The 25,306-nt window shown below is 45.6% G+C and carries 22 protein-coding genes; 1 reads left to right on the top strand and 21 read right to left on the bottom strand.

All coding sequences use genetic code 11. The features are described from left to right. Positions 1-5: 5 nt before the first annotated feature. Positions 6-2,543, top strand: coding sequence for a TIGR03936 family radical SAM-associated protein (locus F459_RS0115590; RefSeq protein WP_020613650.1), 2,538 nt, complete (start codon positions 6-8; stop codon positions 2,541-2,543). A gap of 16 nt (positions 2,544-2,559) precedes the next feature. Here the strand turns inward: F459_RS0115590 and mazG are convergent, their stop codons facing one another. The 21 genes from mazG to F459_RS0115485 form a co-directional block, all read right to left on the bottom strand. Beyond that, positions 2,560-3,393, bottom strand: coding sequence for a nucleoside triphosphate pyrophosphohydrolase (gene mazG, locus F459_RS0115585; RefSeq protein WP_020613649.1), 834 nt, complete (start codon positions 3,391-3,393; stop codon positions 2,560-2,562). A 230-nt stretch (positions 3,394-3,623) separates the two neighbouring features. Further along, positions 3,624-4,565, bottom strand: a complete 942-nt coding sequence (locus tag F459_RS0115580) for a sugar ABC transporter substrate-binding protein (protein WP_026295061.1) — start codon at positions 4,563-4,565, stop codon at positions 3,624-3,626. Between the two features lie 39 nt (positions 4,566-4,604). Continuing rightward, positions 4,605-5,567: an ABC transporter permease gene (locus F459_RS0115575; RefSeq protein ID WP_013254653.1), complete on the bottom strand. Its 963-nt coding sequence runs from the start codon at positions 5,565-5,567 to the stop codon at positions 4,605-4,607. After that, complete coding sequence (locus F459_RS0115570) at positions 5,554-7,080, bottom strand: sugar ABC transporter ATP-binding protein (RefSeq protein WP_020613647.1); 1,527 nt, start codon at positions 7,078-7,080, stop codon at positions 5,554-5,556. The genes F459_RS0115575 and F459_RS0115570 overlap by 14 nt, the downstream gene beginning before the upstream one ends. Positions 7,081-7,191: 111 nt before the next feature. Next, entirely contained in the window at positions 7,192-8,145 is a 954-nt protein-coding gene (locus F459_RS0115565) for an ABC transporter permease (RefSeq protein WP_020613646.1), read from the bottom strand. Continuing rightward, a complete protein-coding gene (locus F459_RS0115560; protein ID WP_020613645.1) occupies positions 8,142-9,611 on the bottom strand; it encodes an ATP-binding cassette domain-containing protein in 1,470 nt (489 codons plus the stop codon). Before F459_RS0115560 ends, F459_RS0115565 begins: the two co-directional genes overlap by 4 nt. Continuing rightward, entirely contained in the window at positions 9,604-10,674 is a 1,071-nt protein-coding gene (locus tag F459_RS0115555; RefSeq protein WP_020613644.1) for a sensor histidine kinase, read from the bottom strand. The genes F459_RS0115560 and F459_RS0115555 overlap by 8 nt, the downstream gene beginning before the upstream one ends. Next, complete coding sequence (locus tag F459_RS0115550) at positions 10,667-12,292, bottom strand: response regulator (protein WP_020613643.1); 1,626 nt, start codon at positions 12,290-12,292, stop codon at positions 10,667-10,669. The genes F459_RS0115555 and F459_RS0115550 overlap by 8 nt, the downstream gene beginning before the upstream one ends. Before the next feature lie 14 nt (positions 12,293-12,306). Continuing rightward, positions 12,307-12,612, bottom strand: coding sequence for a hypothetical protein (locus F459_RS0115545; RefSeq protein WP_013254647.1), 306 nt, complete (start codon positions 12,610-12,612; stop codon positions 12,307-12,309). Between the two features lie 46 nt (positions 12,613-12,658). Beyond that, positions 12,659-13,480: a hypothetical protein gene (locus tag F459_RS0115540; RefSeq protein WP_020613642.1), complete on the bottom strand. Its 822-nt coding sequence runs from the start codon at positions 13,478-13,480 to the stop codon at positions 12,659-12,661. Beyond that, entirely contained in the window at positions 13,455-15,836 is a 2,382-nt protein-coding gene (locus tag F459_RS0115535) for an adenylate/guanylate cyclase domain-containing protein (RefSeq protein WP_020613641.1), read from the bottom strand. The genes F459_RS0115540 and F459_RS0115535 overlap by 26 nt, the downstream gene beginning before the upstream one ends. 19 nt (positions 15,837-15,855) lie before the next feature. Next, complete coding sequence (locus F459_RS0115530) at positions 15,856-16,539, bottom strand: tetratricopeptide repeat protein (protein WP_020613640.1); 684 nt, start codon at positions 16,537-16,539, stop codon at positions 15,856-15,858. Positions 16,540-16,563: 24 nt separating this feature from the next. Next, positions 16,564-18,066 (bottom strand): sigma-54 interaction domain-containing protein, encoded by a 1,503-nt coding sequence (locus tag F459_RS0115525; protein WP_020613639.1) that lies wholly within the window; start codon positions 18,064-18,066, stop codon positions 16,564-16,566. Positions 18,067-18,071: 5 nt separating this feature from the next. Next, a complete protein-coding gene (rpsA, locus tag F459_RS0115520; protein ID WP_020613638.1) occupies positions 18,072-19,778 on the bottom strand; it encodes a 30S ribosomal protein S1 in 1,707 nt (568 codons plus the stop codon). Then, the gene (gene cmk / locus F459_RS0115515; protein WP_020613637.1) at positions 19,771-20,445 is read right to left on the bottom strand and encodes a (d)CMP kinase; all 675 of its coding nucleotides are present in this window, start codon (positions 20,443-20,445) and stop codon (positions 19,771-19,773) included. The genes rpsA and cmk overlap by 8 nt, the downstream gene beginning before the upstream one ends. Next, on the bottom strand, positions 20,442-21,197 hold the full coding sequence (locus F459_RS0115510; protein ID WP_020613636.1) for a pseudouridine synthase: 756 nt from the start codon (positions 21,195-21,197) through the stop codon (positions 20,442-20,444). Before F459_RS0115510 ends, cmk begins: the two co-directional genes overlap by 4 nt. Next, positions 21,190-21,729 (bottom strand): SMC-Scp complex subunit ScpB, encoded by a 540-nt coding sequence (gene scpB, locus F459_RS0115505; protein WP_020613635.1) that lies wholly within the window; start codon positions 21,727-21,729, stop codon positions 21,190-21,192. The genes F459_RS0115510 and scpB overlap by 8 nt, the downstream gene beginning before the upstream one ends. 6 nt (positions 21,730-21,735) lie before the next feature. After that, positions 21,736-22,545, bottom strand: coding sequence for a segregation and condensation protein A (locus F459_RS0115500; RefSeq protein ID WP_020613634.1), 810 nt, complete (start codon positions 22,543-22,545; stop codon positions 21,736-21,738). After that, entirely contained in the window at positions 22,546-23,703 is a 1,158-nt protein-coding gene (gene recA, locus F459_RS22455; RefSeq protein WP_020613633.1) for a recombinase RecA, read from the bottom strand. It abuts the gene before it with no gap. 53 nt (positions 23,704-23,756) lie between these two features. After that, a complete protein-coding gene (gene dtd, locus F459_RS0115490) occupies positions 23,757-24,206 on the bottom strand; it encodes a D-aminoacyl-tRNA deacylase (protein WP_020613632.1) in 450 nt (149 codons plus the stop codon). Continuing rightward, entirely contained in the window at positions 24,203-25,297 is a 1,095-nt protein-coding gene (locus tag F459_RS0115485; RefSeq protein ID WP_020613631.1) for a tetratricopeptide repeat protein, read from the bottom strand. Before F459_RS0115485 ends, dtd begins: the two co-directional genes overlap by 4 nt. Between the last annotated feature and the right edge of the window lie 9 nt (positions 25,298-25,306).

The following is a 25,306-nucleotide window of genomic DNA, read 5'->3' as shown; positions in this document are numbered from 1 at the left end:
TGTACGTGAAACCTAGTGATTTGATTATTCCGGAAAAAGATCTTCGCGGTATCCTCCATCAAGTTCTGCAGCCCGGTAGATATGTTGGTGGTGAATACGGCATGATCCGTAAAGAACTCGCTGGATTATATCGTGTCGGAATCTGTTTCCCGGATCTTTATGAAATCGGGATGTCAAATAATGCCGTAAAGATATTGTACGGCAGTTTAAACGCTTTGGAACATGTCGCCTGTGAACGTGTTTTTGCCCCCGCTCCTGATTTCGAGGAAGAGCTTTTGGTTCACAGTATACCGCTTTTTACCCTCGAAAATGGAATTCCCCTCAACCGCCTCGATCTTCTCGGTATTTCCATCGGGTATGAATTATCCGCCACAACAATCTTACATGTCCTACATGCAGGGGGCGTAGCCCTTCACAGCAAAGAAAGAAGGGAAGGGGATCCCATCGTTATTGCCGGCGGACCAGCCGTAACAAACCCTGCTCCTTTCGGGGCTTTCTTCGACGGGGTTTTTATCGGAGAGGCAGAGAGCGTATTCTCCAGCCTTGTTTCACGACTTGCGGACGCTAAAAGTCAAGGCGCAGATAGGGATTCCCTGATCAGCCTACTACGTACAAGCAAGCATATATGGTACCCGGAAAAGAGTGAGATGACAATTCGTGCTTCCTGGCAGGGATTCGGTCCTGCTTCTCTTGGCCCTGTACCTGTTCCGAATATCAAGGTGGTACAAGACCATGGTGTCGTTGAGATTATGCGCGGCTGTCCCAACGGGTGCCGCTTCTGTCATGCCGGCTACTTTTATCGCCAGAAACGTGAAAAACCCCTTGATCATATCCTTGAAGAGGTGGAATTCTTGGTTCGGTGTGCCGGTTATCGAGAGATCACACTCTCTTCTCTTTCTTCAGGGGATTATAGCCATATCCATCAGCTTATCACGCTACTCAATCAACGATACGCCTCCGATGGTGTATCGTTTTCCTTGCCTTCCCTGAAAGTCAACAGCTTCACCCTGCCGCTTCTCCAGGAAATCTCAAAGGTTAGGAAAAGCGGTTTGACCTTTGCCATCGAGGTACCGGGGGATAGCGCCCAGAAAACGATCAATAAAAGTGTTCCTATCGAACAAGTCATCGATATCCTCAGGACAGCCAAACAGGCTGGATGGCGTTTGGCAAAGTTTTATTTTATGATAGGTCTGCCTGTAGGTAATACCGAGAATGAAGTCGATCACATTGGCGACTATATTGAAGAGATTCAGCAAAGTGTACGGATGCCTATCAATGTGAATGTCGGAACATTTATCCCCAAACCCCATACGCCATTCCAATGGTCGCGTCAGCTTCACGAAGAAGAAGCTTCCGAAAAACTGCAGCGACTTAAGGGGCGTTTCCGGAGAGGCCCAGTAAAGTTAAACTATCATGATCCTTTTATTTCGCCCCTTGAAGGTGTTCTGTCCAGGGGGGACGCCAGGGTTGGAGCCTTGATCGAGCAAGCCTTTAAGCGTGGAGCAGGTCTCGACGCATGGGAAGAGCATGTCAAACGGGATCTCTGGCGGGAACTCTTTGCAAATTCAGGCTGGAATATTGCGAAAGAGATTCTGGAAGAAAAGAGGCTTGACGAGAGTCTGCCTTGGGATACTATAGATCTTGGTGTCGGAAAGGGTTTTCTTAAGCGAGAAAAGAAGCGAGCGGAGGAGGCTGTTTTAACCTCCATCTGCTCTGTTCCCTGTGATCATAACTGTGGAATCTGCGTCTCAGATGTTTCAATCGTTGAAACGGAAGCCCCTGTAAGAGGGCCCGAGCCTCAAAATTCGTCGATGAAAGATCGGCCCATTGAGAATGAATCCCAGCTGACACTTCTCTGCCGTTTCAGTAAAACGGGAAAGGCTTCCTTTTTAAGCCATATCAATACAATGACGATCTTTGAGCGATCATTTCAGCGTGCGCAGATCAGACTTGCTTTTTCACAAGGCTTTAATCCGAAACCAAAGTTGACCTTCGCGAATCCGTTGATGCTCGGTGTTGAATCGAATGCGGAATATCTAATGGTTAATATTCTTCTTGAAAATGATGATAAAAAGCAGGAGCGTGAGAAAGGCTTTCAGGGACTCGTGAAAAAATTGAACAATGTACTTCCCGATGATTTTGCTATTTCAATGTGTTCAGAGGTTTGCGCTCCGCCTGCCGGAGAGAAAAAGGTTTCGCTCATGGCAGCCTATGGTGGATCTGTATATACGATAACAGCAGAACAGAAAGATCGTTTAAATCTATTATATGCTTATCTAAAAAAGAGTCTTCCTGCCGACTCTTCGGTTAATCATGAAAAAGATGGCCTTAGACTCTATCTTGCCGATACGGGACGGAAGGACGGAAATCTGCGCTATTATATGGAGGGGTTTTCGCAGGAAACCAAAAACTTTTTCCCAGAGTTCACCGTTACTCGTACTGCGACACTTGCCCGGAAACGAAATGACAAAGGCAGGGGAGGCGGATCTCCAGAGCCCGAACTGATCAGCTATGAGCAGTTTTTTTCAGCTTTTACTCCATAGCTTTCTTATGCGGATTTTATAGGCCTTCGGTTTTTGCATCGTTCCAAAACCGATCCATAGCAGCCATATACTCCTTCGAGAGTTGGTATCCGGCCTCCTTCATTTTATCCTCAACATAGGTGAAGCGAGAACAGAACTTCTGATTAGCACGGTGAAGAGCAAGAGCCGGATCTATATCAAGGAAACGGCATATGTTGATAACCGAAAAAAGGAAATCACCAAGTTCTTCCTCGGCATGATCCTTATCATGTTCTTCATAGGCCTCTACCAATTCATCGAACTCTTCCTGTATCTTTTTCCATACATCATGAGAATTAGTCCAATCAAAACCGACCTTGGAAGCCTTTTTCTGAAGCTTATAAGCCCGTTCAAGTGGGGGCAGCGACCGTTTCACAGAAGAAAGAATCGAAGTAGGTTTCTTTTTCCCTTCAACATTTTCTTTTACATCATTCCAGAGTTTAAGAACCTCTTCAGGATTCTCAGCAGTCGCCCCGGAAAAAACATGTGGGTGACGACGAATCAATTTATTGCACACCTCATTCAGAATTTCGGTGTGAGAGCTTAGGCCATCCTCAGATAAGATTTGGGCCATCATGGTCGTTACAAGATAAACATCACCAAGCTCTTCCCGTGTATTGGCAAGGTCCTCTTCCTTGACTCCATCGATAACCTCATACGTCTCTTCCAATAGTTGAGGAGCCATTGATGAGATGGTCTGCTTTTTATCCCAGGGACATCCTTCCGGGCCTCGGAGAAGCTTAATGATTGCCGCAAGTCGGGAAAATGCCTGATCAGGGCTTTTTGCATCTGTATACAATGTTTCGTCTTCCAATATTGTTGGTGTCGTCATGCCAAAAAGTGTAACGATTTTTCCATCTTCTGACAACGGGACGAGGAGGCCTAACTTACTTTTGCTTTTGCAACATTAGTAGACAGAATATACATTATGGGAAGTAAAGTATTAAGGCAATTTTAGTCATTTCAAGTGGATAAAGCATGATTGATATTATGAGGTAAAGGCTTACCCATTCAGATCAAGAGCCGGAACAAGCCTTTACCTTCAAAAGGATTCTCTCGTTTTTAGTTTTTGGCCATTTGGTCGACAGCCTTTTTATCCAATAAGGTGTGGCCGACGATTATCTCGGCTGGCACCTTCTCCCCATTGACTATTTTGACGATGGTTTCCATGGCGACCATACCTTGTTCCGTGGTGCTCTGTGAGATTGTTGCAGACAAACGACCTTCTTTAACCGCAGCAAGTGCATCAGGTGTAGCATCAAGACCATAGATCTTAATCTTATCAAGCATTTTTGCATCTTCAACAGCCTTAAGGGCGCCAAGGGCCATACCGTCGTTGTTGGCCACAATTGCTTTTAGTTCCACACCAGTCTGTAACCAATTCTCTACGAGCTTTAAGGCCTCGTCTGTCCGCCAATTTGCGCTCTGTTCGTATGCGACTTCGATTCCTGGATACTCTTTCAGAACATTATAGTATCCTTGAGTTCTGCCTATCTGTGCATCCGAACCAAGAGGACCGAGAAGGAAAGCAACTTTCCCCTTTCCCCCAATTGCTTCTGCAGCGGTACGCATTTCAAGTTCGCCACCTTCAACCGGATTCGCACCGACATAGGCACTGGCAAGTTCCTGATCGGTGATCCGCTGATTAACGGTAATTAGAGGGATTCCTGCCTTCTTTGCCGCTTCTGCCGCAGGTTTGATTCCATCTACCGAAGCAGGCTCAATGAGAATGCCGGCATAGCCTTGGTTTATTGCCGATTCTACTTGGCTAATTTGTTTTGAAACATCCTGGCCGCCGTCAAAGACGGTAAGATCGACACCCAACTCCTTTGCCTTTGATTTTACGGCATCCGACAATTCCATGGTAAAGGCATTTGTCATGTGGCTCATCATAAGCGCATATCTCTTTGGCTTAGCAGCCCCATCTTCTGCCGATCCTGCGGCAAACAAAAGACTTGATGTCATCAACATGATGCCCATTGTCATTAGTAAGACTTTTCTCATAAAGAATCCTCCTCGTCGTGAAAGTTATTTTAAACGGCGTTATGCCGCTTTTTCCTTTCCTTTTACATCAAGAAGGACGGCGGAAATGATAATTGCCCCCTTGATGACTAATTGGTAATGAGATGACACATTCAGAATATCAAGCCCATTTCCTATCACAGCAATTAAGAGAGCACCGATAACCGTGCCGTACCATTTTCCGGAGCCTCCGGACATGCTTACACCACCGATAACGGCTGCTGCTATTGCATCAAGTTCGTAAGACTGTCCAGCAGTTGGATTTCCTGATACGGTTCTCGATGCAAGAAGCAAGCCGGCAAATCCTGCCAAAAGTCCTGAAATCATGTACACTGAGATGCGAATTTTCTTTACGTTGATTCCGGAAAAAGCCGCTGAAATATCATTACCACCGACGGCATAGACCCTTCTGCCAAAAACCGTCTTTGTAAGTATATATGCGCTTATTAAGGTAATGATGGTAAAATAGACTACAAGAAGCGGAATGCGATCAAAAAGAAAACCGCCTGCAATAAATTCATAGGCTTTGGTAACGCCGAAGACAGGAGCGCCTCTGCTTACAATTAAGGCAACCCCTCGAATCATGGTCATCATTCCTAATGTAACGATGAAGGCCGGGATATTTCCAACGGCAACTCCTACTCCATTAAGCCATCCGACAAAAAGTCCGATGCTAAGGGCGAGAATAATTGGAACGATAAGTGGATACTCGCCAGGATGTGCGAAACTTGCAGAAACGACCCCTGTCAGTGCAACAATGGATCCCACGGAAAGGTCTATACCGTCGCTAATGATGACAAACATCATGCCCATGGCAAGAATGCCGTTTATCGAAGCCTGCTTGATGATATTAATTAAATTGGCAGGCCTCGCAAAAGCATTTGGCGAAAGGATTATGAGAATCAGGAGGATTGCAGCAAAAACAAAAACAATTCCCAACTCCCGCATTGAGTGTAGCGACATAAAATTCCTAATTTTCTTCATTCTCATTTCCTTTGTCGAATTGTGAAGCAAAATACATAATCTTCTCTTGAGAAAAATCTTTACGATCAAGTTCTCCGGTAATTCTTCCTTCGGCCATAACAAGAATACGATCTGCAACACCCATAATTTCGGGGATCTCAGACGAGATCATCAATACAGCCTTACCGGCTTGAACAAGTTCTCCCAAAAGCAGATAGATATCTCGTTTGGCACCGACATCGATACCTCTGGTCGGTTCGTCCATGATAATTATCTCCGGTTCTGTAAGTAACCACTTTGCTATGACCACCTTTTGTTGATTTCCTCCACTTAACGAAACGGTTTTTACACTTCTTGAACCGGCCTTTACTCCAAGCCGTTGCATACTTTTTTCCGTAACCAATGCTTCTTTTTTTTTGTTGATAATGCCATGCGGGAAAAGCTGTTCTAACGACACAAGCGTAATATTTTGTTCGATGGAAGCCGAAAGATTCAAACCTGTCTGTTTTCTATCTTCTGTGATCAAAGCAATCTTATGAACAATGGCGTCGCCGGTTTTTCTGATGTCGACAGGCTTCCCTTCGATATACAACTCGCCATCATAATTGGGATGAACCCCAAAAAGCGTTTCAACCAACTCGCTTCTACCCGCACCGACTAGACCTGCTATCCCTAATATTTCGCCACGACGCAGTGAGAAGCTGACATTTTTCACCTTGTTCTCCCAACTATAATGACGAGCTTCAAGAACAACCTCACCGATACGTGCCTCTGCTTTCGGAAAGATTTCAGTTAGTTCTCTTCCTACCATCATCTTAATAAGATTGTTCTTATCTAAATTTTCTGCTTTATCACTACCAATAAACTGGCCATCCCTGAGGACCGTTATGGAGTCGGCGACACGAAATATCTCATCCATCTTGTGAGAGATATAAATCACCGAAACTCCGCCCGATCTAAGTTTGTCTATCTGCTTGAAAAGAAGGTCGACTTCCTTTTCGGTTAAAGCCGAAGTCGGTTCATCCATAATGACTATTTTTGCAGAGATGGAAATTGCCTTGACAATCTCCACAAGTTGGCACTGGGCTACGCTGAGATTACGCATGAGGATCGAGGGGTTGATCGCTATTCCTATCATATCAAAAAGGTTTTGGGCCTCTTCCTTCATTTTTCTTTTATTAACAATGCTGCAAATCCCATCGGTACCCCGCTTTATTTCTCTACCGAGGAAGATGTTTTCGGCAACATTCATATCCAAAATGGGATGAAGTTCCTGATGAATCATTGAGATTCTATGTTCCGTGGCTTCTTTCGGATTATGATTAACAATCTTTTTCCCATCTAAAAAGATATCACCACCATCAGGTTGATATATCCCCCTGAGAATATTCATGAGCGTTGATTTTCCTGCCCCGTTCTCCCCCATAAGTGCATGTACCTCAGCAGGCATGACGGTCAATTCCACATTGTCCAAGACCTTGACACCTGAGAAACTTTTCGTGATGTTTTTCATTTCGAGAATAGGATCGGACACAATAAACCCCTTTCCGGATTTTCTTCAGTTACGATGATACCATCGCAAAATTTGCCCCGCAATGTGACAGATTATAGATTGATGTTGATGAAATTCAGAAAAAGATGGAAATTAGGTGATATTTCTGTCGTTCCGGAGGGCTCCATCTGCAAAGAGTGCAATGAGAAGTACGATTCCCTTAAAAATACTCCGGTAATATTCCCCAACGTTAAAAACGATAAGGGTGTCGCCAAAAATTTCCATGACAAATACTCCGAGTATAATGTTAAGCAGGTGGCCCTTCCCCCCTTTAAAGCCGATGCCGCCGATGGCGGCTGCAACCAGAACATCCAGTTCAATTCCGTTCATGGCTGTTGGTTGTGCGGAACCTATCCTTGTTAGAAGCAAAATACTACCGATGCCGTAGAAAAAGCCGGAGATGCAATACACGATGATCTTTATTTGTCTGGAATTTATGCCGGCGTATTCGGCGCTTTTTTCGTCGAGTCCAATAGCATATATATACTTTCCGAGATAGGTTTTTTTTAGTAGATAGTTTCCCATTAGAAGACACATAAGGAGTATCAATACCGACACTGGTATGCCGAAAAGATGATATTTGTCGATCTGCAGGAAATTCACAGGAAGGCCGTATATGGGCATTCCGTTGCTTAGAATATTTGCAGCACCTCGGTAGATAACGGCCGATGCGGTCGTAAGAATAAACGGATGGATCCTTATTTTGGCACAGATAAAACCATTTACGGCTCCAAGAAGGCATCCCAGAAGAATACAGGAAAGTAGGACGATGAAAATGGGTAGATTGAGGCGAACCATGAAGGTTGCCGCTACCATTCCTATCATAGAAACAATCGCCCCCAGGGAAAGATCGATACCGCCGCTGATAAGTACAATTCCCATACCAATGGCAAGGATAGCGGTAATAGCGGTTTGCCTTCCAAAACTTAAAAGTGTTCCCAAGGAAAAAAATCGAGGCAGCGATAGCCTTAGAAATATCAACTCAACGGCAAGGATCAGGAAGATAAGAAGAATATTATGGTGTAATACTCGTGAGATTTTTTTCATGGCGTCTTATCGCCTCCTATCATCCCTTGACTGTCGCATTGAATAATCCTATCGCAAAAACCGTCGAGCTCAGAATAGTCCGCAGAAATGAAAATAACTCCCATCTTTTTTTTCCTGAGTGAATCTATCTTTTGATATACCATATTCCTGGTTAACAGGTCGGCACTACGTACCGGGTTTTCCAAGAGAAATACCTTTGCACCGCTAAGGATCCTCATATGCAATGCAAGAATGAATTGCAAATCCTGTTCGAGAAATTTTACCGGCCTTTCCGCAAGTTGCCCCGGAATACCTATTTCCGCGGGATATCTTCTTCTGAAATACTGCTCCACCAAGGAAGGAATGTAGCCCAAAAAGCGAGAAGCTCGTTTTGCGACAGAAAGTATGAGGTTATCACCTGTGGATAGATCACGAAAGAAAAGGTTGTCGAAGAATTTTTCGGAAACAATACCGATGCCATAGCGAAGTGCATGATGTTCACTTCCGAACACAAGAGGCTTGCCATGCACGTATATTTCTCCTTTTTCCGGTGTTTTGCTTCCATTCAAGACACGTAAGAGCGCTGTGGTTTTTTCCTGTACCGGGTCAGAAATCCCCAGGATCTCCTCTTTATAAAGAGTAAAGCTGAAATTTTGCAATTCAACACCTGCACATAGATTACGAATTTCCATAAGGGGTTTTTCCCCCGTCTTGTCGTCCACCTTTCTGACAGCCTCGCGGCCGATATAATCCTGACCGATAAGCAAATGAAGTGCCACCAGTTTTGGATCGTAATCGTTCTTATGGATGATCGCGGACAGTGTACCGTCGCGAACCACGGCAACCCTGTCACAGGTTTCAAGAATAGGAGCGACTTTATTATAGGTAATCAGAAAGCTTGTACCCTTCTGATTCAGTCTATGTATCAAGGTGAAAAGTTCGTCTTGTTCGCTCTTGCTGCAAAATTCAAATATTCTGTCGAGTATGATAAGTTTTGCACCGTTCATATAGGCTTTTAGAATTCCGAGTTCCCAATGAACGGCAAGAGAAAGCGTACCTCCCTTCTCGTAAGGGTTAAGTGACGGTGTAAACTCATGGAGGACAGCGGTGACTACTTTTTCCTGTTTACCAGGATTTTTCCATATATCTCGCAGATGCGGTTTGAAAGAAATGGACATGTTTTCGGCAATATTAAGATTACCTATGAGGCGTGTTTCATTTCGAACAACATAAAACCCCACACGCTCAAAAAACGTTCGAGAAATCTTCTGTACAGTCCAATCGTACCTGTTCCCATCAAAAAAAAGCACACCCTGCTTTACGGGAATTTCTCCTGCGAAAATCCCGGCAAGAGTGCTCTTACCCGAGCCGTTTAGCCCGACAAGGCCCAAAAGCTCCTGTTCGAAAATTTGTAATCGGAATTCATGTAAAGCCGAGCCGTGAAAACGGCCTGTCGTGAGTTCTCTAATTCGTAATAATTCACCCACCGCTCTCTGTCCTTTCTTTTTCCTCCTGTCCGCTGATTGGAAGCAAAATTTCTATCATTGATCCTATATTCTGGGTGCTGTACATATAGAGTCCATACTCTTCTCCATACATCATCTTTATACGACTATTTACATTTGTAAGGGCGATCCCGCTGCCGCCTGTTTCTTTGCCTTTCATTTTGATGGTATTCCACGCTTTAAAGGAATTATTTATCTTCTCAAGCAAGCCTGGTTCGACACCTACCCCATCATCGCTAATCTCGATTAAGAGTAGCTTTTCCGCCAATTTGGTTCGTATCGTTACCAATCCCCTGTCCATTTTCATTTCAAGCCCATGATAGATTGCATTCTCAATAATAGGTTGGAGTGTTAGTTTTGGAATATAGCAAGAGAGGGTATCCTCTTCGTTATCTTCTATCAGTATGCGTAAATCGAATTTGTTGTTGAACCGGTATTGCTGAATTTTAAAATAGTTCTGCACATTCACCAGTTCACGGTCAAGGGTAACCTCGCTTTCCCAATGGCTGACGCTATAGCGAAATAATTTTGAAAGGGCTTCAGTCATATCGGCAATTTCCGTAACGCCCTCGGTTAAGGCGTGTCCGCGGATGGCATCCAAGACATTATACAGAAAATGCGGATTTATCTGGCTTTGTAAGGCGTTAAGTTCAGCCTCTTTTTTAAGGATATCGGCCGTATATTCTCGATTAAGAGACTCTTTAAGAAGTTGTATAAGCTCGGCAAAATGGGTTGAAAGTGCACCCCCTGAATCATTTGAATCGATCTCAAAGACTCGAAAAATGTCGGTGTCCTCCTCTCTTGATAATTGTTCCATTGCTTCTTCGACTTTTTTCAACGGCGAATACACATGTTTAATAAAAGAGGCAAGACAGTAGAGGTATAATACGATAAACAGGGCTCTGAAGGTTAGACCAAGTATACAATGAAAAAAATCGAAAACAAAGGAGACAATCAAGACGAGCGTAAGAAACAAAATACACGAAAGATGACACAATAAAGCGGCAGCGATGGTTCGGTTAACGGCCCTACGTGCTTTAGCCATAGATTTTTCGGTACATATGAGGTTTGATACCGACTATCTTTGTAAATATCTTACTGAAATACCGAACATCCTTATACCCAACTTTCTCGCTGATTGCCATTATGGTCTGGTTGCTTGATAAAAGCAGCTCCTTAGCCGTTTCGATTCTCTTTTGCTGGATATAGTCTTTGAAATTTATACCAGTCTCTTTTTTGAATAATGAACTGAAATAGATGGGATTGAATCCTGCTTCTTTTGCAACTAAATTCAAATCTATGCTTTCGGCATGGTGTTTTTCAATATATTCAATTGCGATTCTGATCGGCTTATAGGCCTGGATCCGCTTTGAGGTAAGGATATTTTCAAGTACCTGGACATAAAGATTGATCAACCGAGTGAACAAAAGCTCGATGCTACATGATACGTCAAGTATGAGCCCTGCTTTTTTTCTAATGGATAAAACGACCTCTTCATCACTACCCATGGCTTGGAGCTTTTTGACAACGGAGTCAGTTACGTAGATACACAGGTATTGAAGCGTATCGGGGTTGAATATACGGTGAAAAATCGGTGTCGAAGAGAACAATTCTTCAAAACCGTTTCTTATCTGAGAGAGATCTTCATTACTCAATATGGTGGTAACTCTTTTTTCAAAACCAGGAAGATCGAACTTGAGAAGTTCTTTTTCAACGTCGGACACATAGTTCGAGTGATAAATTTTTCTTGCAACATGAAAAATACGTTGTCGTAATGCAAGGAGAGCATCGGCATAACTATCGGAAAGCCTCTCAAATGCGTGAACGGGTCTACCGATACAGATGGAAACCTTCCATTTGCCATATTCCGTAAGTTTCTGGGATGCTGCTTCAAAGAGCTCTTCTTCATCTCTATAGGATAGGCCGTTATTCTCTTTGATATTCAGGATGTAGATAATGCTAAAACCGGTGAAGGTACAAAATACTTCATGAACCATCTCCCCTAAACATGCTGAGGCGGCAATCTCAACTTTTTCTCGTATTGTATCGATGACCCTATCGGGTTCATAATCTTGCAACGGCTCAAGATTGTCCAGCCGAACGATAAGCACTTGGAAGTAGGGACTTTGGAATCGAATGAGGTAGTGATCCTGAACATCGGATAAAGCGTTTTTATCAACACGACATTCCCTATCGATAAGGTCCTTTGCAAACTGTTTTCGTAAGGTCTCTCTGCTCTTGAGAAGTTCATTCTGGAGCCTGTTTTCATGTTGATATTTTTCTTCTTGTTCCAGTTTCTTGGCGATTACCTTCATGATGATTCGTTTTATTTCTTCACCAGATATCGGCTTGAGAAGATAATCATCCGCCCCGAACTTAAGAGCACTTTGTGCATATTCGAAATCTCTGTAACCGCTCACGATAATGAAACTGATATCGGGATAGAGCGCTTTACTTTTACCGATGAGGGTTATCCCATCATATCCGGGCATACGGATGTCTGTTATCACAATATCAGGTTGAACTTCCTGAATCAGCCGAAATGCATCGATCCCGTTATACGCCGTACCGGAAACTTGGACTTGGTAATCATTCCAGGGAATTATATTTTGGATGAGCTGACAAACCCTATGTTCATCATCTGCTATGACTAATCTAAACAAGCCCCCTCCAGGGATTATCTATCTTCTTTATCACGATTCTTCTTCCCTGCACCCACACTGGAGAAGATCTGAAGGAAGATGATAGACACGATGATCGGCGGAAAAATATTCACTACTCCGGCAAAATTGGTAAGCGAATGTATAAGATCGGAAAAAAGATACTCAACAACCCCGCCGAAAAAAGATCCGACCAACGCCACAATAAGTGCACCTACGAAACGTCCGAAGATCGGCTTTTTGAAGACAAAATAATAGAGAAGCGCAAAGAAGAATCCTATAATCGTATAGATAAGGCCGATAAGAAGATAATAATCAAACATGATAGTACCGAAACCCCCTGGTAAGAAAAATTGACATTTAGAAAAGCTAACTACTACTCGTCGAAATAGAAGAATATGTCCCGATAAAGGTAATATCACTTACAATTCTGCTGGTTGAAGAACTATCGAACCCCGTAGCTACGGCAAAAAATGCTACACTAACACTACCACTTGAAACCGGACAGTCATCATCGTTCGCACTTACAGTAAAAAAATCCTTAATTTCAAGGGTATCTTTATCGCTGTCAGTATACACTTTCCGATAAAGTGACAGACTGCTGATAAATGACGAGACTCCAATTACGTTTGCCGCTGATTCTCCTGTCGTCCCAGTATATGCATACAGTGAATAAGTACTGCCAGAGTCTAATAAAATAAACCGAATTGTATCTCCGCCGGAGGAAGAAACCGTAGTGGGATCGACAGGAATTGATACCGAAATATACTCCCCCTCTGTTGTATCGTTATCTGTGAAATCTTTATTGTAGGCGCGGCGAATATTATGAGAAAGACCGGAGTCATAGCTATACGCCATAAGCTTGTTGTCGGGATTGATCAACACCGAATTGGTAAGATACTTTTCGGCGTAGGACTCCCATGCGCTGCTTGAGCTCGTCGAGGAAACCGGCGGATTGCTCGGATCGTAAAAGCAGTAAAAAATCTCGTAGCCCTGAAAGATATCAGGGTTGTTTGTATCGGCATGATAAAACCCTACGGTTCCGCTACCGATTTTGTCCGGCGCTTCCAGATAGACAACCGTAGGGATTCCGCAGTTGGTAAAAAGCAGAGTAAGAAGTGCAATGAAAAGACCATATAGAGCAGTGGCCCGTTTTCTTGAGGCCTTACTCCAGATAATCAATGAGTTCATAAATAAGTACCGGCTTGTTTTTACCCTTAACCCTGATATTGTCAAGTTCACGGGCAATAACGTGGTCCTTAACGAGGCCGTAGGTGTATTCGCTGATGATAATGTTTGTGTGGTAGGCTTTGTTCGTACCCTCAAGCCGTGCGCCCAGATTGACGTTATCCCCGATAAGGGTATAGTCCATACGCTGAGTACTTCCCATATTACCGACAGTCATGATTCCCGAGTTGATACCTATCCCGATATCGATCCGCTGCGATTCCGGCAGCTGTGCATTCAGCTTTTTAAGGGCCTCAAGCTGCTGAACCGCACATTTGCAGGCCCGTAGGGCATGGTCGCTCTGAGATACCGGAGCACCCCAGAAACACATGATGGCATCACCTTCGTACTTATCCAAGGTCCCCTCGTGTTCCAAAACAATATCGGTCATGGCCGTAAGGTAGCGGTTGAGAATTTTTACCAGCTCCTGCGGTGTCATGCTTTCACTGATGGTGGTGAAGCCTCGTATATCGGAAAAAAAGACGGTCAGCTCTTTGTCCACCCCACCGAGCTCGGGGGGATTGGTAAGAATTTGATCGACGACCTTGGGACTGACATAGGTTCCGAACATCGATCTGATGCGTCGTTTATCCTTCTCTTCCGTCATTGCCCTGTAGGCAATAATGGAAAGGAAGGCGAAAAGCGAGGCAAGGGCCGGTGTGGTGAATTCAAGAAGAAGGGCACTGCGATCGAAAAGGATCGAAGCGGTAATAAAGAGGGATGCGACCAGCAGAAGCAAGGCTATAAAGGCCCAGATTGTCGAAAATCTGGAGCTGAGCAGACTCACCAGAAATACCATTGCGACCAAGACCAGAAGGTTGACCCAAAACGGCACGCTATGGATGAATTTATTCATGAGAATGGTATTGAGGGCGTTTGCATGGATCTCTACACCATACATCAGGCCGAAGGGGGTCGGTTTTTCGTCGTCCGCAATCCCGCGGGCAAAGGCTCCAACCATGACGATCTTATTGGTAAGGGCTCTTGTTCTCGGCCATTTTACCGGATCAAGCCCCGGAGGATTTGAGGCATAGGCGGAATAAGAACGCACAGGGAAGGTTTGACGTGATCCGGTAGTGGCAAAACTGGGAAAGCCCATAAAGTTGATCAGCATGTTCCCGTCTCTATCTATCGGAATGTTTATATCACGAAGAACCTTTGTTTCTGCAGCTTCGACCTCATTCCCATCCGCATCGTAGAGAGCCGGTTTAAGAAGCATTTGATAAGGAACCCAGATATTTTTTTCCGCATCGAAGTACTGAGGCTGGGGAATATGAATCTGTTTCCCGAGGACAATATCGATGTCGTCAATCCGCTTATTGAAATAGTTGAGCGCCAGGGAAAGGGTTATAGAAGGCAGAAAACGATCCTGATAAAGCTTTACGATGGAATAGCTCTCGTCCGGTTCTCCGTCCCCATCGTTGTCCACTACTCGTTTGGGTGATTTTGCATCGATCTCGGCAGAAATCTTTTCAAGTACTTTTTCGGTGATGGGGTACGGTATATTATGCTGCCCACCAGTTTCATCGGTCCACGCCAGTCGCTGGAAGTGGTCCTCATCCACAGAAAATCCCGGTGTTATATTCTGAAGTGGAATTTCCTCAAGCAGCTGGGATGATTTTACGATTAAAGGCTGCCGTCTGAATACCTCATCGGCATCTTTAAGGTAGTTTGCATGGCCGAATCCTGCGGCCTTCCTTCCATAAGGGCGCAACGGAGGCTGGAGGCCCGGAAAGCTGATCATCGACTTCCAATCACCTTGGATATTATTAATTGACCCGTGGGTTTGAATGAGGGTGTTTTGTCGTTCGAAAAGCTCTGTCGCATCTTCCTTCGGAGGCGGGACCTCGTCCATCAAGGTCTCGAGAAAGACCCTGCCGTTTTCTCCCATGCTTTCAAGGAGAATAACGTCGTCTATGGCATTGTCCGCAGGTTCGTTGAAAAAGATATCCAGAAAGACCGACCTCTCCCTCTGACTTTGGTCCTGAATACGCGAAAAGGTGTTTAAAAGCGCTGCATGGGTATAACGGGGAAAGGGCCAACGGCCCAACCTGTTAAGGGTACGAAAATCGATACCGACAATAAGAATGTCTTTATTGATATTCGGATTCTCGGCTACTTCATACACCCCTTCCTGTCTGCTTTTGTTTTCGTAGACATCTTTGTAACGAAAATGCAGATCAAGGACCTTATCTTCGATATTACTGAAAAACGAGGTGTAATTATTAATAAGTGCGAAAAAAACAACGACAAGCAGCGCAATGAAAAAACCGAAGAAACGGGTTTCGAAAAATGGTAAACGCTTTCTTGCGGTTTTCATTTTGCGCTGCCTCCCACCACTAATGTGTTTCCAGGTAGATTATACGATCCCTGGATAGTTTTGTCCAATCACTGTCAGGGAAGCTGTCGGCGACTTCCCTGTAGGCATCAAGGGCAGCCTCGTTCTGTCCGGTGGTTTCATAGAGTCTTGCAATGGAAAAAAGAGCCCGCGGTGCATCGGGACTAGTTTCTTTATATGTGTCAAAGACTTTCTGGTAAATTTCGACCGCCTCTTTATTCTTGCCGGCCTCTTCAAGTGCAGCCGCCTGGTTCATAAGAGCAACAGGGGCAAGGTAACTTTTGGGATATTCCTTAGCAAGTTGGGCGAAATCCTTTTGCGCATCATCCCACTGGCTCTTTTCAAAGGCAAGGTTTCCCAATACCAGGAGCGCCCGCTGATGGGGAAAGGTCCCGCGGTATTTTGCCTTGATAGCGTCTGCCTTGTCGAGAACCTCTTTCTCGAGAGAAGCCTTTTCATCGTCGGAAGCCTGAAGCCACTTTGCATAGCTTTCCTGAAGCTCTTCGGCGACTATGGTTCCCGCATCGGTTTTTCGCTGCTTAAGTATCGAAGCAATCGCCAAGACTGCAAGAATTGCCACAACGGCGATAAGCGTGTAGAGAATTACCTTGCGGTATTTGTGTAACCCGGATGCAATCTTCGCGGATGTACTTGTTGCTGTTTTTTCATCGTAGCTCTTTGCCATGATCCTACTATCTGCTCCTTTGATCTATCGAGAGATTTCCAGTTCCTTTATCAGTTTGGATAAATATGTTCTTTGTATTCCCACCGCTTTTGCGGTATCGGTCTGGTTCCAGTTATGTTCTTCCAATGCTTTGGTAATGAAATGTCGCTTAAACTGAAGGACAGCCTCCTTTAAGCTGCTTCCTGCATAGGCATCGGGGGTAAGAGATGATGAGCCCGGCAACATAAGATCCTCCGGGCGTATCAACTCGTGGGTAGAGATAACAATGGCGCGTTCAACGACATTTTCCAATTCCCGGACGTTCCCCGGCCACCGGTAGGAAAGCAGGGCATCCATCGCTTCTGCCGAAAATCCCGAGACGGTACGCCCGAGTTCCCGCTTTGTCTTTCTAAAAAAATAATCGGCCAGTACGGGGATATCCTCTGGTCGATCCCTTAAGGGAGGAACGACGAAAGGAAGCACATTAAGACGGTAATAAAGATCCTGCCGAAATAAGCCCTTATCCATTGCCTCTTCGAGATTTCTATTGGTAGCCGCAATGATCCGTGTATCAACCCTGCATGGTTCACTGCTGCCGACCTTTTCGAAAACCTGATGCTGAATCACCCTCAGGAGCTTAGCCTGAACCGAAAGAGGCAGTTCCCCTACTTCGTCCAGAAAAATGGTTCCGCCGTCGGCAAGTTCAAATCTCCCTATGCGTTCTTTCGATGCATCGGTAAAGGCACCCTTTACATGACCGAATAATTCACTTTCGAGAAGATGTTCAGGAAGAGCTGCACAATTGACTCGTATGAAGGGTTTTTCTCTACGCATGCTTTCAAGATGTATCCGTTCTGCAAACAGCTCTTTTCCGCTTCCGCTTTCTCCTATAAGAAGGACAGAGGATTCTGTTGCACCGATTCTTCGTGCAAGCTCAAGTTTTTCCCGAATGAGATTACTGGTACCGATGAAATGATGGAATTCGGTGCTATCATCAACCTTATGGCGCAGTTGCTGTACCTCTTCAAGAAGCTTTTGGTACTCTTTTGCATTTTGGATGGCTAAGGCAGCCTGATTAGCAAAGACCTCGAGCCACTGCAAATCATCTTGGGAAAAGGCATTTCCTTCTTTTCTGTTGACAATTTCGATGACACCGATACACTGTTCCCGAAGTCGCATCGGAACGGCAAGAATTGAATCGGTTTTAAATCCAATCGTTTTACTTATCTGCGCAAAAAAACGTTTGTCATTTTCAACGTCATTTACCATGAGCGATCGGTTATGCTGTGCAACCCAACCGGCAATCCCTTCTCCCAGATCGAGACTAAACCGTTTCATTTCGGGGCCCTTCGCTCCCAAGGCTATTTCAAAATAGAGTTTACGATTTGCCGGATGTAAAAGAAGAAGTGAAGAAGCCTCCCCTCCAGTCAGCCGTGTGGCTGACTCGAGTATTCTCGTCAGGAGGGAACGACTATCCTGAAAATCCGTATTAATAAGCTCATTGATCTCAATGAGGGTCTCAAGCCGTTGCGCATCGACGTTAAGCATACCTTCTATGAGTCGAGCGAATCACCCTTCTCCTTCAAGATGTCAGCGAAGGTGACGGTTGTTTCCTCATCTTCATCGTGGATATACTTAGAAATTTCCTTTCGCTGAAGATTTCTCTGGTATTCACGAATGGAGAGGCTCAACCGTTGACTGTGCGGGTTAATGTCCGTTACAAGGCAGGTGATTTTTTCGCCGGGGCTAAAGCGTGACAGTACTTCATCGCTTACTTCTTCGCCGGGTTGAGTAAGATTGAATTTATTGATCAACCCTTCGATGCCGCCGGGAACACGCACAAACACCCCAAAATCGGTAACGCTGGTGATTTCTCCCTCAATAACGCTCCCCTTGGGATAGGTTTTTCTGAGGCTCTGCCAGGGATCCTCTTCAAGCTGCTTTACACCGAGCCGAATCCGATGACTTTCCTCATCGACACTAATAACAAGTACATCAATCTCTTCACCGGCCTTCAAAACGGAACCGGGATTCTTGATCTTTCTGGTCCATGAGAGATCGTCGGAATGGAGAAACCCGTCGATTCCCTCTTCGAGCTCCACAAAGGCTCCCGCATTGGTAATCTTGACTACCTTCCTAGTAAGTCTGGTACCTACGGGATAGGAGTCGGCAATGGTATCCCACGGATTTGGACGAACCTGTTTTAGGCCGAGGCTCACCCTACCCTGCTGGATGTCGTAGGAGAGTATCATCACATCGACTTCATCACCGATATTCAACACCTCTTTGGGATGGTTGATCCGCTTAACCCATGAAAGCTCGGAAATATGTGCAAGCCCCTCGATTCCTTCTTCAAGCTCGATAAAAGCACCGAAATCGGTGAGCTTGGTTACGGTTCCTTTAACAATATCGTTAACCTGGTACTTCGCTTCGAAAGCAAGCCATGGATCCGGGGTAAAGTGTTTGAGCGAAAGATTGATCTTCTGCTCCTCCGGATCAAGCTTGATCACCTTCAGCTCAACTTCCTGTCCCTTCTTGACGTAATCCTTCGGGCGAGTGACATGCCCCCAACTCATATCATTGATATGGAGCAAACCGTCGAATCCGCCGAGATCGATAAAGGCACCGAAACTGGTAAAGCTTTTTACCGTTCCTGTGACCTCATCGCCTATGGAGGTTTCGCTGAAAAACTTCTCTTTCCGTTCGGCGATATCGCGCTCCATAAAGCCGCGGCGAGACAGGACAATCTTCAATTTGTTGTCGCTGTAAAGCCTGTCGATCAGAAACTTGCCCTTCAGGCCGATATACTCATCGGGATTCTCCACCCGCTGTACATCGGTTTTCGACATAGGACAGAAACCTCTAACGCCATGTCCCAGATCGACTTCAAACCCGCCCTTGATCACCTTATCAAAGGTGCCTTCAACGGGCTGTTCATTGTCGAAAGCCTCTCGTAGCTCTTTCCAAAAGAGTTTGACGTCGGCCTTATTTTTCGAAACGACAACCTGTCCGCCTTTTCCTTCCTTGCGAACAAGAACAACATTAACGATATCACCAATCTCGGGTGTAGTTTCGAATTCAGAAAGAGGGATCTTACCCTCGGATTTATAACCCACGTCGACAAAAACATTTTCCGGTCCGACCTGGATTACGGACCCCTCGACGAGTTGACCTTCTTCCAACTCTTCGAGAGATTTCAGGTACTCTTCCTGCAGAGAAGCCTGAATGTCTGTGCTTTTCTCGGAATCCTTCTCAGTCATCACTACCATCTTTCTCCTGGTTTACCTTTTGTTCAGCTCTGAATATTTCTTGTACCACTTTCTCACAAACTTGATCTATGGTCAAGTCCGAGCTATCTATATAGAGAGCATCGTCGGCGACTTTGAGTCCGCCCACCGGTTTCTCCCTGTCGATGGTATCCCGACTTCTGATTGAGTCGGCGAGTTCGTCATAAGAGAGTTCACTGGTTCCCTGCCTGAACCTACGCATTGCTCTGGTCTCTACACTGGCATCCAGAAATATCTTTACCTCTGCATCAGGAAAAACAACAGTCGTGATATCCCTTCCCTCCATGACAACATTCATCTCCGCAGTAGTTTTTCTGAGCGCCTTATTGATTGCCTCTCGTAAAGGGGGATAAGCACTAACAGTCGCTACCAATGCGTCGATACGGTCTGTATGGAGAAAGGGCTCCACATTACGGTTTTCGACATACAATTCACCTTCTCGTATTGAAAAAGAGAGGGATGCTGCGAGATCAACCAAGCGCTTTTTCTTTTCAATGTCGATTCCCTGTTCGAGGGCATAAAAGGTGACCGCCCGGTAGAATTTTCCTGAACTTATATAAAAAAAAGCGCTTCTCTGCGCAATTGCTTGTGCAATGGTACTCTTCCCGACCCCCGCCGGCCCGTCGATTGCTACGATCACCTTTTTTCTCCCTTTTGCTGTTTCATGAACCAGGCAATCTCTTTGGGTTTGAGATTTCTGAACTCACCAGGATGCATGCCTGCTATCTGAACAGGGCCGATGCGCACCCTGTGCAGGCGTTTTACCTTTATGTTTTTACTGGTAAAGAGTTTTCTGATTTCCCTGTTTTTACCTTCCCTCAGAACGATCCTGACCTTCACCGGAGAGATAATGTTGTATGCATGAATACGGTAGAGCTCGCCTTCTACAACGACCCCCTTGCGGAACTCTTCCAATAGCTCGGAACTAAGCCGTTTCGCCGTCTCCACTACATATTCCTTTTCGATCTCGTGCGAGGGATGGGTGATGATTTTGGCGAATTCGCCGTCGTTGGTAAAGAAAATCAAACCGGAAGAAAGGAAATCAAGTCGTCCCACATTAAAAAGACGGACCGGAAACTTCCCCTTTATAAGGTCTTCGGCTAAGGGACGCCCCTCCGAATCATAATGGGTACAAAGATAACGAACAGGTTTGTTGAGAGCGATGTAGTAGTGTTTGCCAGTGGGAAAAACAGGCTTGCCTCGATAGGTAACGCTATCCATTCCAGGAACTACCTTTATTCCCTGAGAACTGGCTACTTGTCCATTTACTCTGACGCATCCCTCGCTGATAAGTTTCTCGCAGGCTCTGCGTGAGCCTACTCCGCTTCTTGCCAAATAGAGCTGAAGCCTTACGGCCTCATCCGGCCCCTTTTTTTTATCGCCCTTATCCATTCAGTTCGAACCGGTCCCTATTTATATCATCAAGTTTCGGAAGGTCGGATATGCTTTTAAGTCGGAACAGCTTGAGGAACTCCTTTGTTGTGCCGTACTGGGTCGGCTTTCCGGGCACGTCCTTTTTCCCAATACCCTTGACCAAACCTCGGTTCTGAAGAAGCTTGATCATGCTATCGGCGGAAACACCTCTGATATTTTCGATTTCTCCCCTGGTTATCGGCTGACTATAGGCTATGATCGAGAGGGTTTCAAGGGCCGCTCGGGAGAGCTTATTATCGTTGTGCTTGCCGTAGCGATCCTTGAGATAATCCCATAGCTCGGCCTTCGGAACCAACTGCCATCCGCCTCCAACTTCCACCAGTTCGATGCCGGAATCCTCCGAAGCATAGCGTTCGCGAAGCTGTTTGAGAGCATGCTCCACCACCTCAGGGGAAAGATTTGAGAATTTCACCAGCTGCTTCGTATTGATCGGGTCCCCCTCGAGAAATAAAATGGCTTCTATCAATGCTGTTTCCCGGTCCAGTTTCATCACCTCTTATTCCTGTGTATCCTCGTCTGAAAAATCATAGGCCTCAAAATGTTCTCCCGGCAAGGGCACACGTTTTCTAATCTGTATATCACCGAAAAGACGGTTCTGAAAGATGGAAATCAATTTGATTTTAACGCTTTCCAGGATTGCAAGAAAGGCACACACGACCTCCATCGTCGAAGTTTCCTTTTTTATCAGATCGGTAAACAAAAAATGATCCTTTCCCTCCAGTAATTCATGAATCAGGCTGATTTTTTCGTTTATGGTGACCTCTTCATAGAGATCGATGATTCGCTCGTGGGAAAGGGTCCCGATCATAGTGGAAAAACTTTTCAATAGGTCCCAAACCTCAATCTGCTCCCAGATGTCGTCTTCTTCGGAAAACGGAAGCGTGCGCTGTTTCTTTTTTCGTTCGATGGTCCATTCGGATGCGCGCTCTTTTTCTTCCATTAACTTACTGATTTCTTTAAATTTTTGATACTCGATAAGCCGTTCGACAAGTTCCTGTCTGGGATCTTCGTACTCCTCACCAAAATCGACTTCTACCGGAAGCAGCATCTGACTTTTGATGTAGAGCAAGGTTGAGGCAAGAAGATAAAATTCAGTCAGATCATCAAGATCGATACTTGTAGCATATTCCAAATAACTGATGTACTGATCGGTTATTTCGGCAATTGGGATATCGTAGATATTGACTTCGTTTTTTCGGATCAGAAAAAGCAACAGATCGAGAGGACCTTCGAACTCACCAAGCTTGAATCGCTGCTTGCTTTCCGAACTCGATACGACGGCATCGGTTTCGGTCAATTCCGCCATTTAAAAAAGCTCCGTCTCTTCGGCCGGCTCGCTCTTCTTGGATTTCGGTAATTTTCGTTCGGCGGATTTGTCGACGGATTTATCTTCCTCCTTGGGCACTTCCTCCTGCTTGGTTTCCGGCGTAGGTTCGGGGAAAAGGAGTACACGAACCTTTTTATCGATTTCCTCTGCCACATCGGCATTCGACTCAAGGAAGAGTTTTGCATTTTCCCGTCCCTGACCGATTCTTTCTTCACCGTAGGAGTACCAGGAACCGCTTTTCTGAATGACTTCGAATTTCAATGCCGCATCAAGCAAACTTGCGCTGGCCGAGATTCCCTTGCCAAAGATAATTTCAAGTTCGGCCTTTTTGAAGGGAGGAGCAACCTTGTTTTTTGCAATTTTTATTCGTACTCGGTTACCGATCGCCTCATCAGCCCCCTTGGAGATGGTCTCGATTCTCCGTACCTCAATTCTAACAGAGGAGTAGAATTTGAGAGCCTTACCTCCGGTGGTCGTCTCAGGGTTTCCGAACATTACCCCGATCTTCATTCGGATCTGGTTAATGAAGATAAGACAAGCTCCGCTCTTGGAGATAATGCCCGTAAGCTTACGGAGGGCCTGACTCATAAGACGAGCCTGCAATCCCATGTGGGAATCACCCATATCGCCCTCGATTTCCGCTTGGGGAGTAAGGGCGGCCACAGAGTCCACGACGATGATATCCACGGCTCCGGACCTGACAAGGCTTTCGGCAATCTCCAGGGCTTGCTCACCGGTATCCGGCTGGCTGACCCACATCTCATCGATATTGACGCCGAGGTTTCGGGCGTAGACAGGGTCGAGGGCATGTTCGGCATCAATGAAAGCGGCAATGCCTCCCTGCTTCTGGCATTCTGCAATGGCATGAAGAGCCAGCGTTGTTTTTCCCGACGATTCCGGGCCGTATATTTCGACGACACGTCCCTTGGGATAGCCTCCGACCCCCAGGGCGGCATCAAGGAGAATCGATCCGGAGGGAATCGTTTCAATATTACCCTGATGATTCTTACCTCCGAGCTTCATGAGAGAACCCTTCCCAAATTGCTTTTCAATCTGCAGACGGGCTGCTTCCAGCGCCTTCTCCTTCTCTTCCCGATTTTCGTAAGAAGCTGAAGCCGTCATTGTTTTCTTTGCCATACTTCTCCCCCTTCGACTGTATACGCACAATAGCGCCCGTCTGATTTATCCTATCAGAAACGCTTTCGTGAGTCGAGAAGGATTGTGACCGGACCTTGATTGATATAATCAACATCCATGGAAGCGCCGAATTTTCCCGTCTCTGTGTGGATACCTCGGCGGGAAAAGCGCTCCGCCATTTCACGGTAGAGGTTTCTCGCAATTTCGGGATCGGCTGCAAAGTTATAGCTTGGACGCTTTCCTTTTCTGGTATCCGCGCAAAGGGTAAACTGAGAAACTACGAGGATGGAACCTGCGACATCAACCACAGAAAGGTTCATTTTTCCTGCCTCGTCCTGAAATATACGCAGACCGCTGATTTTTTCTTCAAGATAGGAAAGGTCTTTTTCCCCGTCTTCATGCTCGACGCCCAGATAGACCAAAAGACCATGGCCTATGTTACCCACGGTCTGCCCCTCTACGGTGACGGTACATCGTTTTACCCGTTGTACTACTGCTCTCATTGCTGCTCCTTGAGAAACTGATGTACGGAAAGGGCCGTGAGAGAAAAAGGAATGTCTTGATTTCCGGTGAGTACAACACTTCCAAGAACCTCAATAGGTAGTTCGGGGTCGATACGGACAGAAAAAGGAAGCGTTACCGGGACCTGCCCTTCAAGAACACGGCCGGTTTCGTAACCGACGAGAAGATCGAATCTGATGGCATGTTCTCCGATCTGAAGATTACTGACAGCACCCTTCCAGGCCACATGGCATCCTGCGTAAAGGGCCGGTTCCTTTATCACTTCTCGATATGCAAAGTTGTCTTTGAAATTGGAGAAGCTAGGTGCCTTCAGCGAGGCGATGAGAAAGCGGGCCTTTTCGCGAACCGGCTCTGATGCATTGGAGAGAAGGATTCGATTAATTTCGCGTCGTACCATGTTATCCCTACCGGCACGAAAATAACGCCCCATGGACTCGAATATTTCCTGGATCTCCATTTCGCTGAAGGAGAAGGGATGATTACTCTTTTCGACTTCTATCAACTTGGGGATATCGTCGATATCCAGGGCCGGCAGGTATGTCTCACTTACGTGATTTGTGATACGTAGGGGAGAGAATGGAGCAAAGAGTAACAGTACGATAATACCTCCGGCAAGCAGGATGGGAAGAAGGATACGGAATATCGGAATGGCTCTCGCCGGCTGAGGAATGAGGCGTTCGAGCTTACCGGATTCCGTATAATCGATGATAAACTCAGGATCACTGTTTTTTTTCAGTAATCGCAGTCCCCGAAGGGCATACTGATTTTTTCGATCAGAATCAAGGACCTCGAGCCACAGCTCAATTGCTTTCGCCGTCTCCTGCCGTTTTAAATGGACCGAGGCAAGACCAAGAAGGGTTTCGATGTCGGTAGGTTTAATATCGTGACCGCGTTTCAGATAGGTGTAAGCACTCCCGAAGTCGCCCATATGAAGGCAGGAGAAACCTAAAAGATAGTAAAAATTGAAACTTTCTCGAAAACGGAAGACTTGCGGCTCAAGCAGTCTGATTACTTGTTCGTAATGTCGCTGCCTGAAAAATTTCGCCGCTTTCGAGAAAGGTTTCGTTGCCATGATACCAAA

It is taken from the genome of Sediminispirochaeta bajacaliforniensis DSM 16054 (assembly GCF_000378205.1).
GTDB classification, from domain to species: Bacteria; Spirochaetota; Spirochaetia; order DSM-16054; family Sediminispirochaetaceae; genus Sediminispirochaeta; species Sediminispirochaeta bajacaliforniensis.
This window is presented reverse-complemented; position numbering and strand designations above follow the sequence as displayed.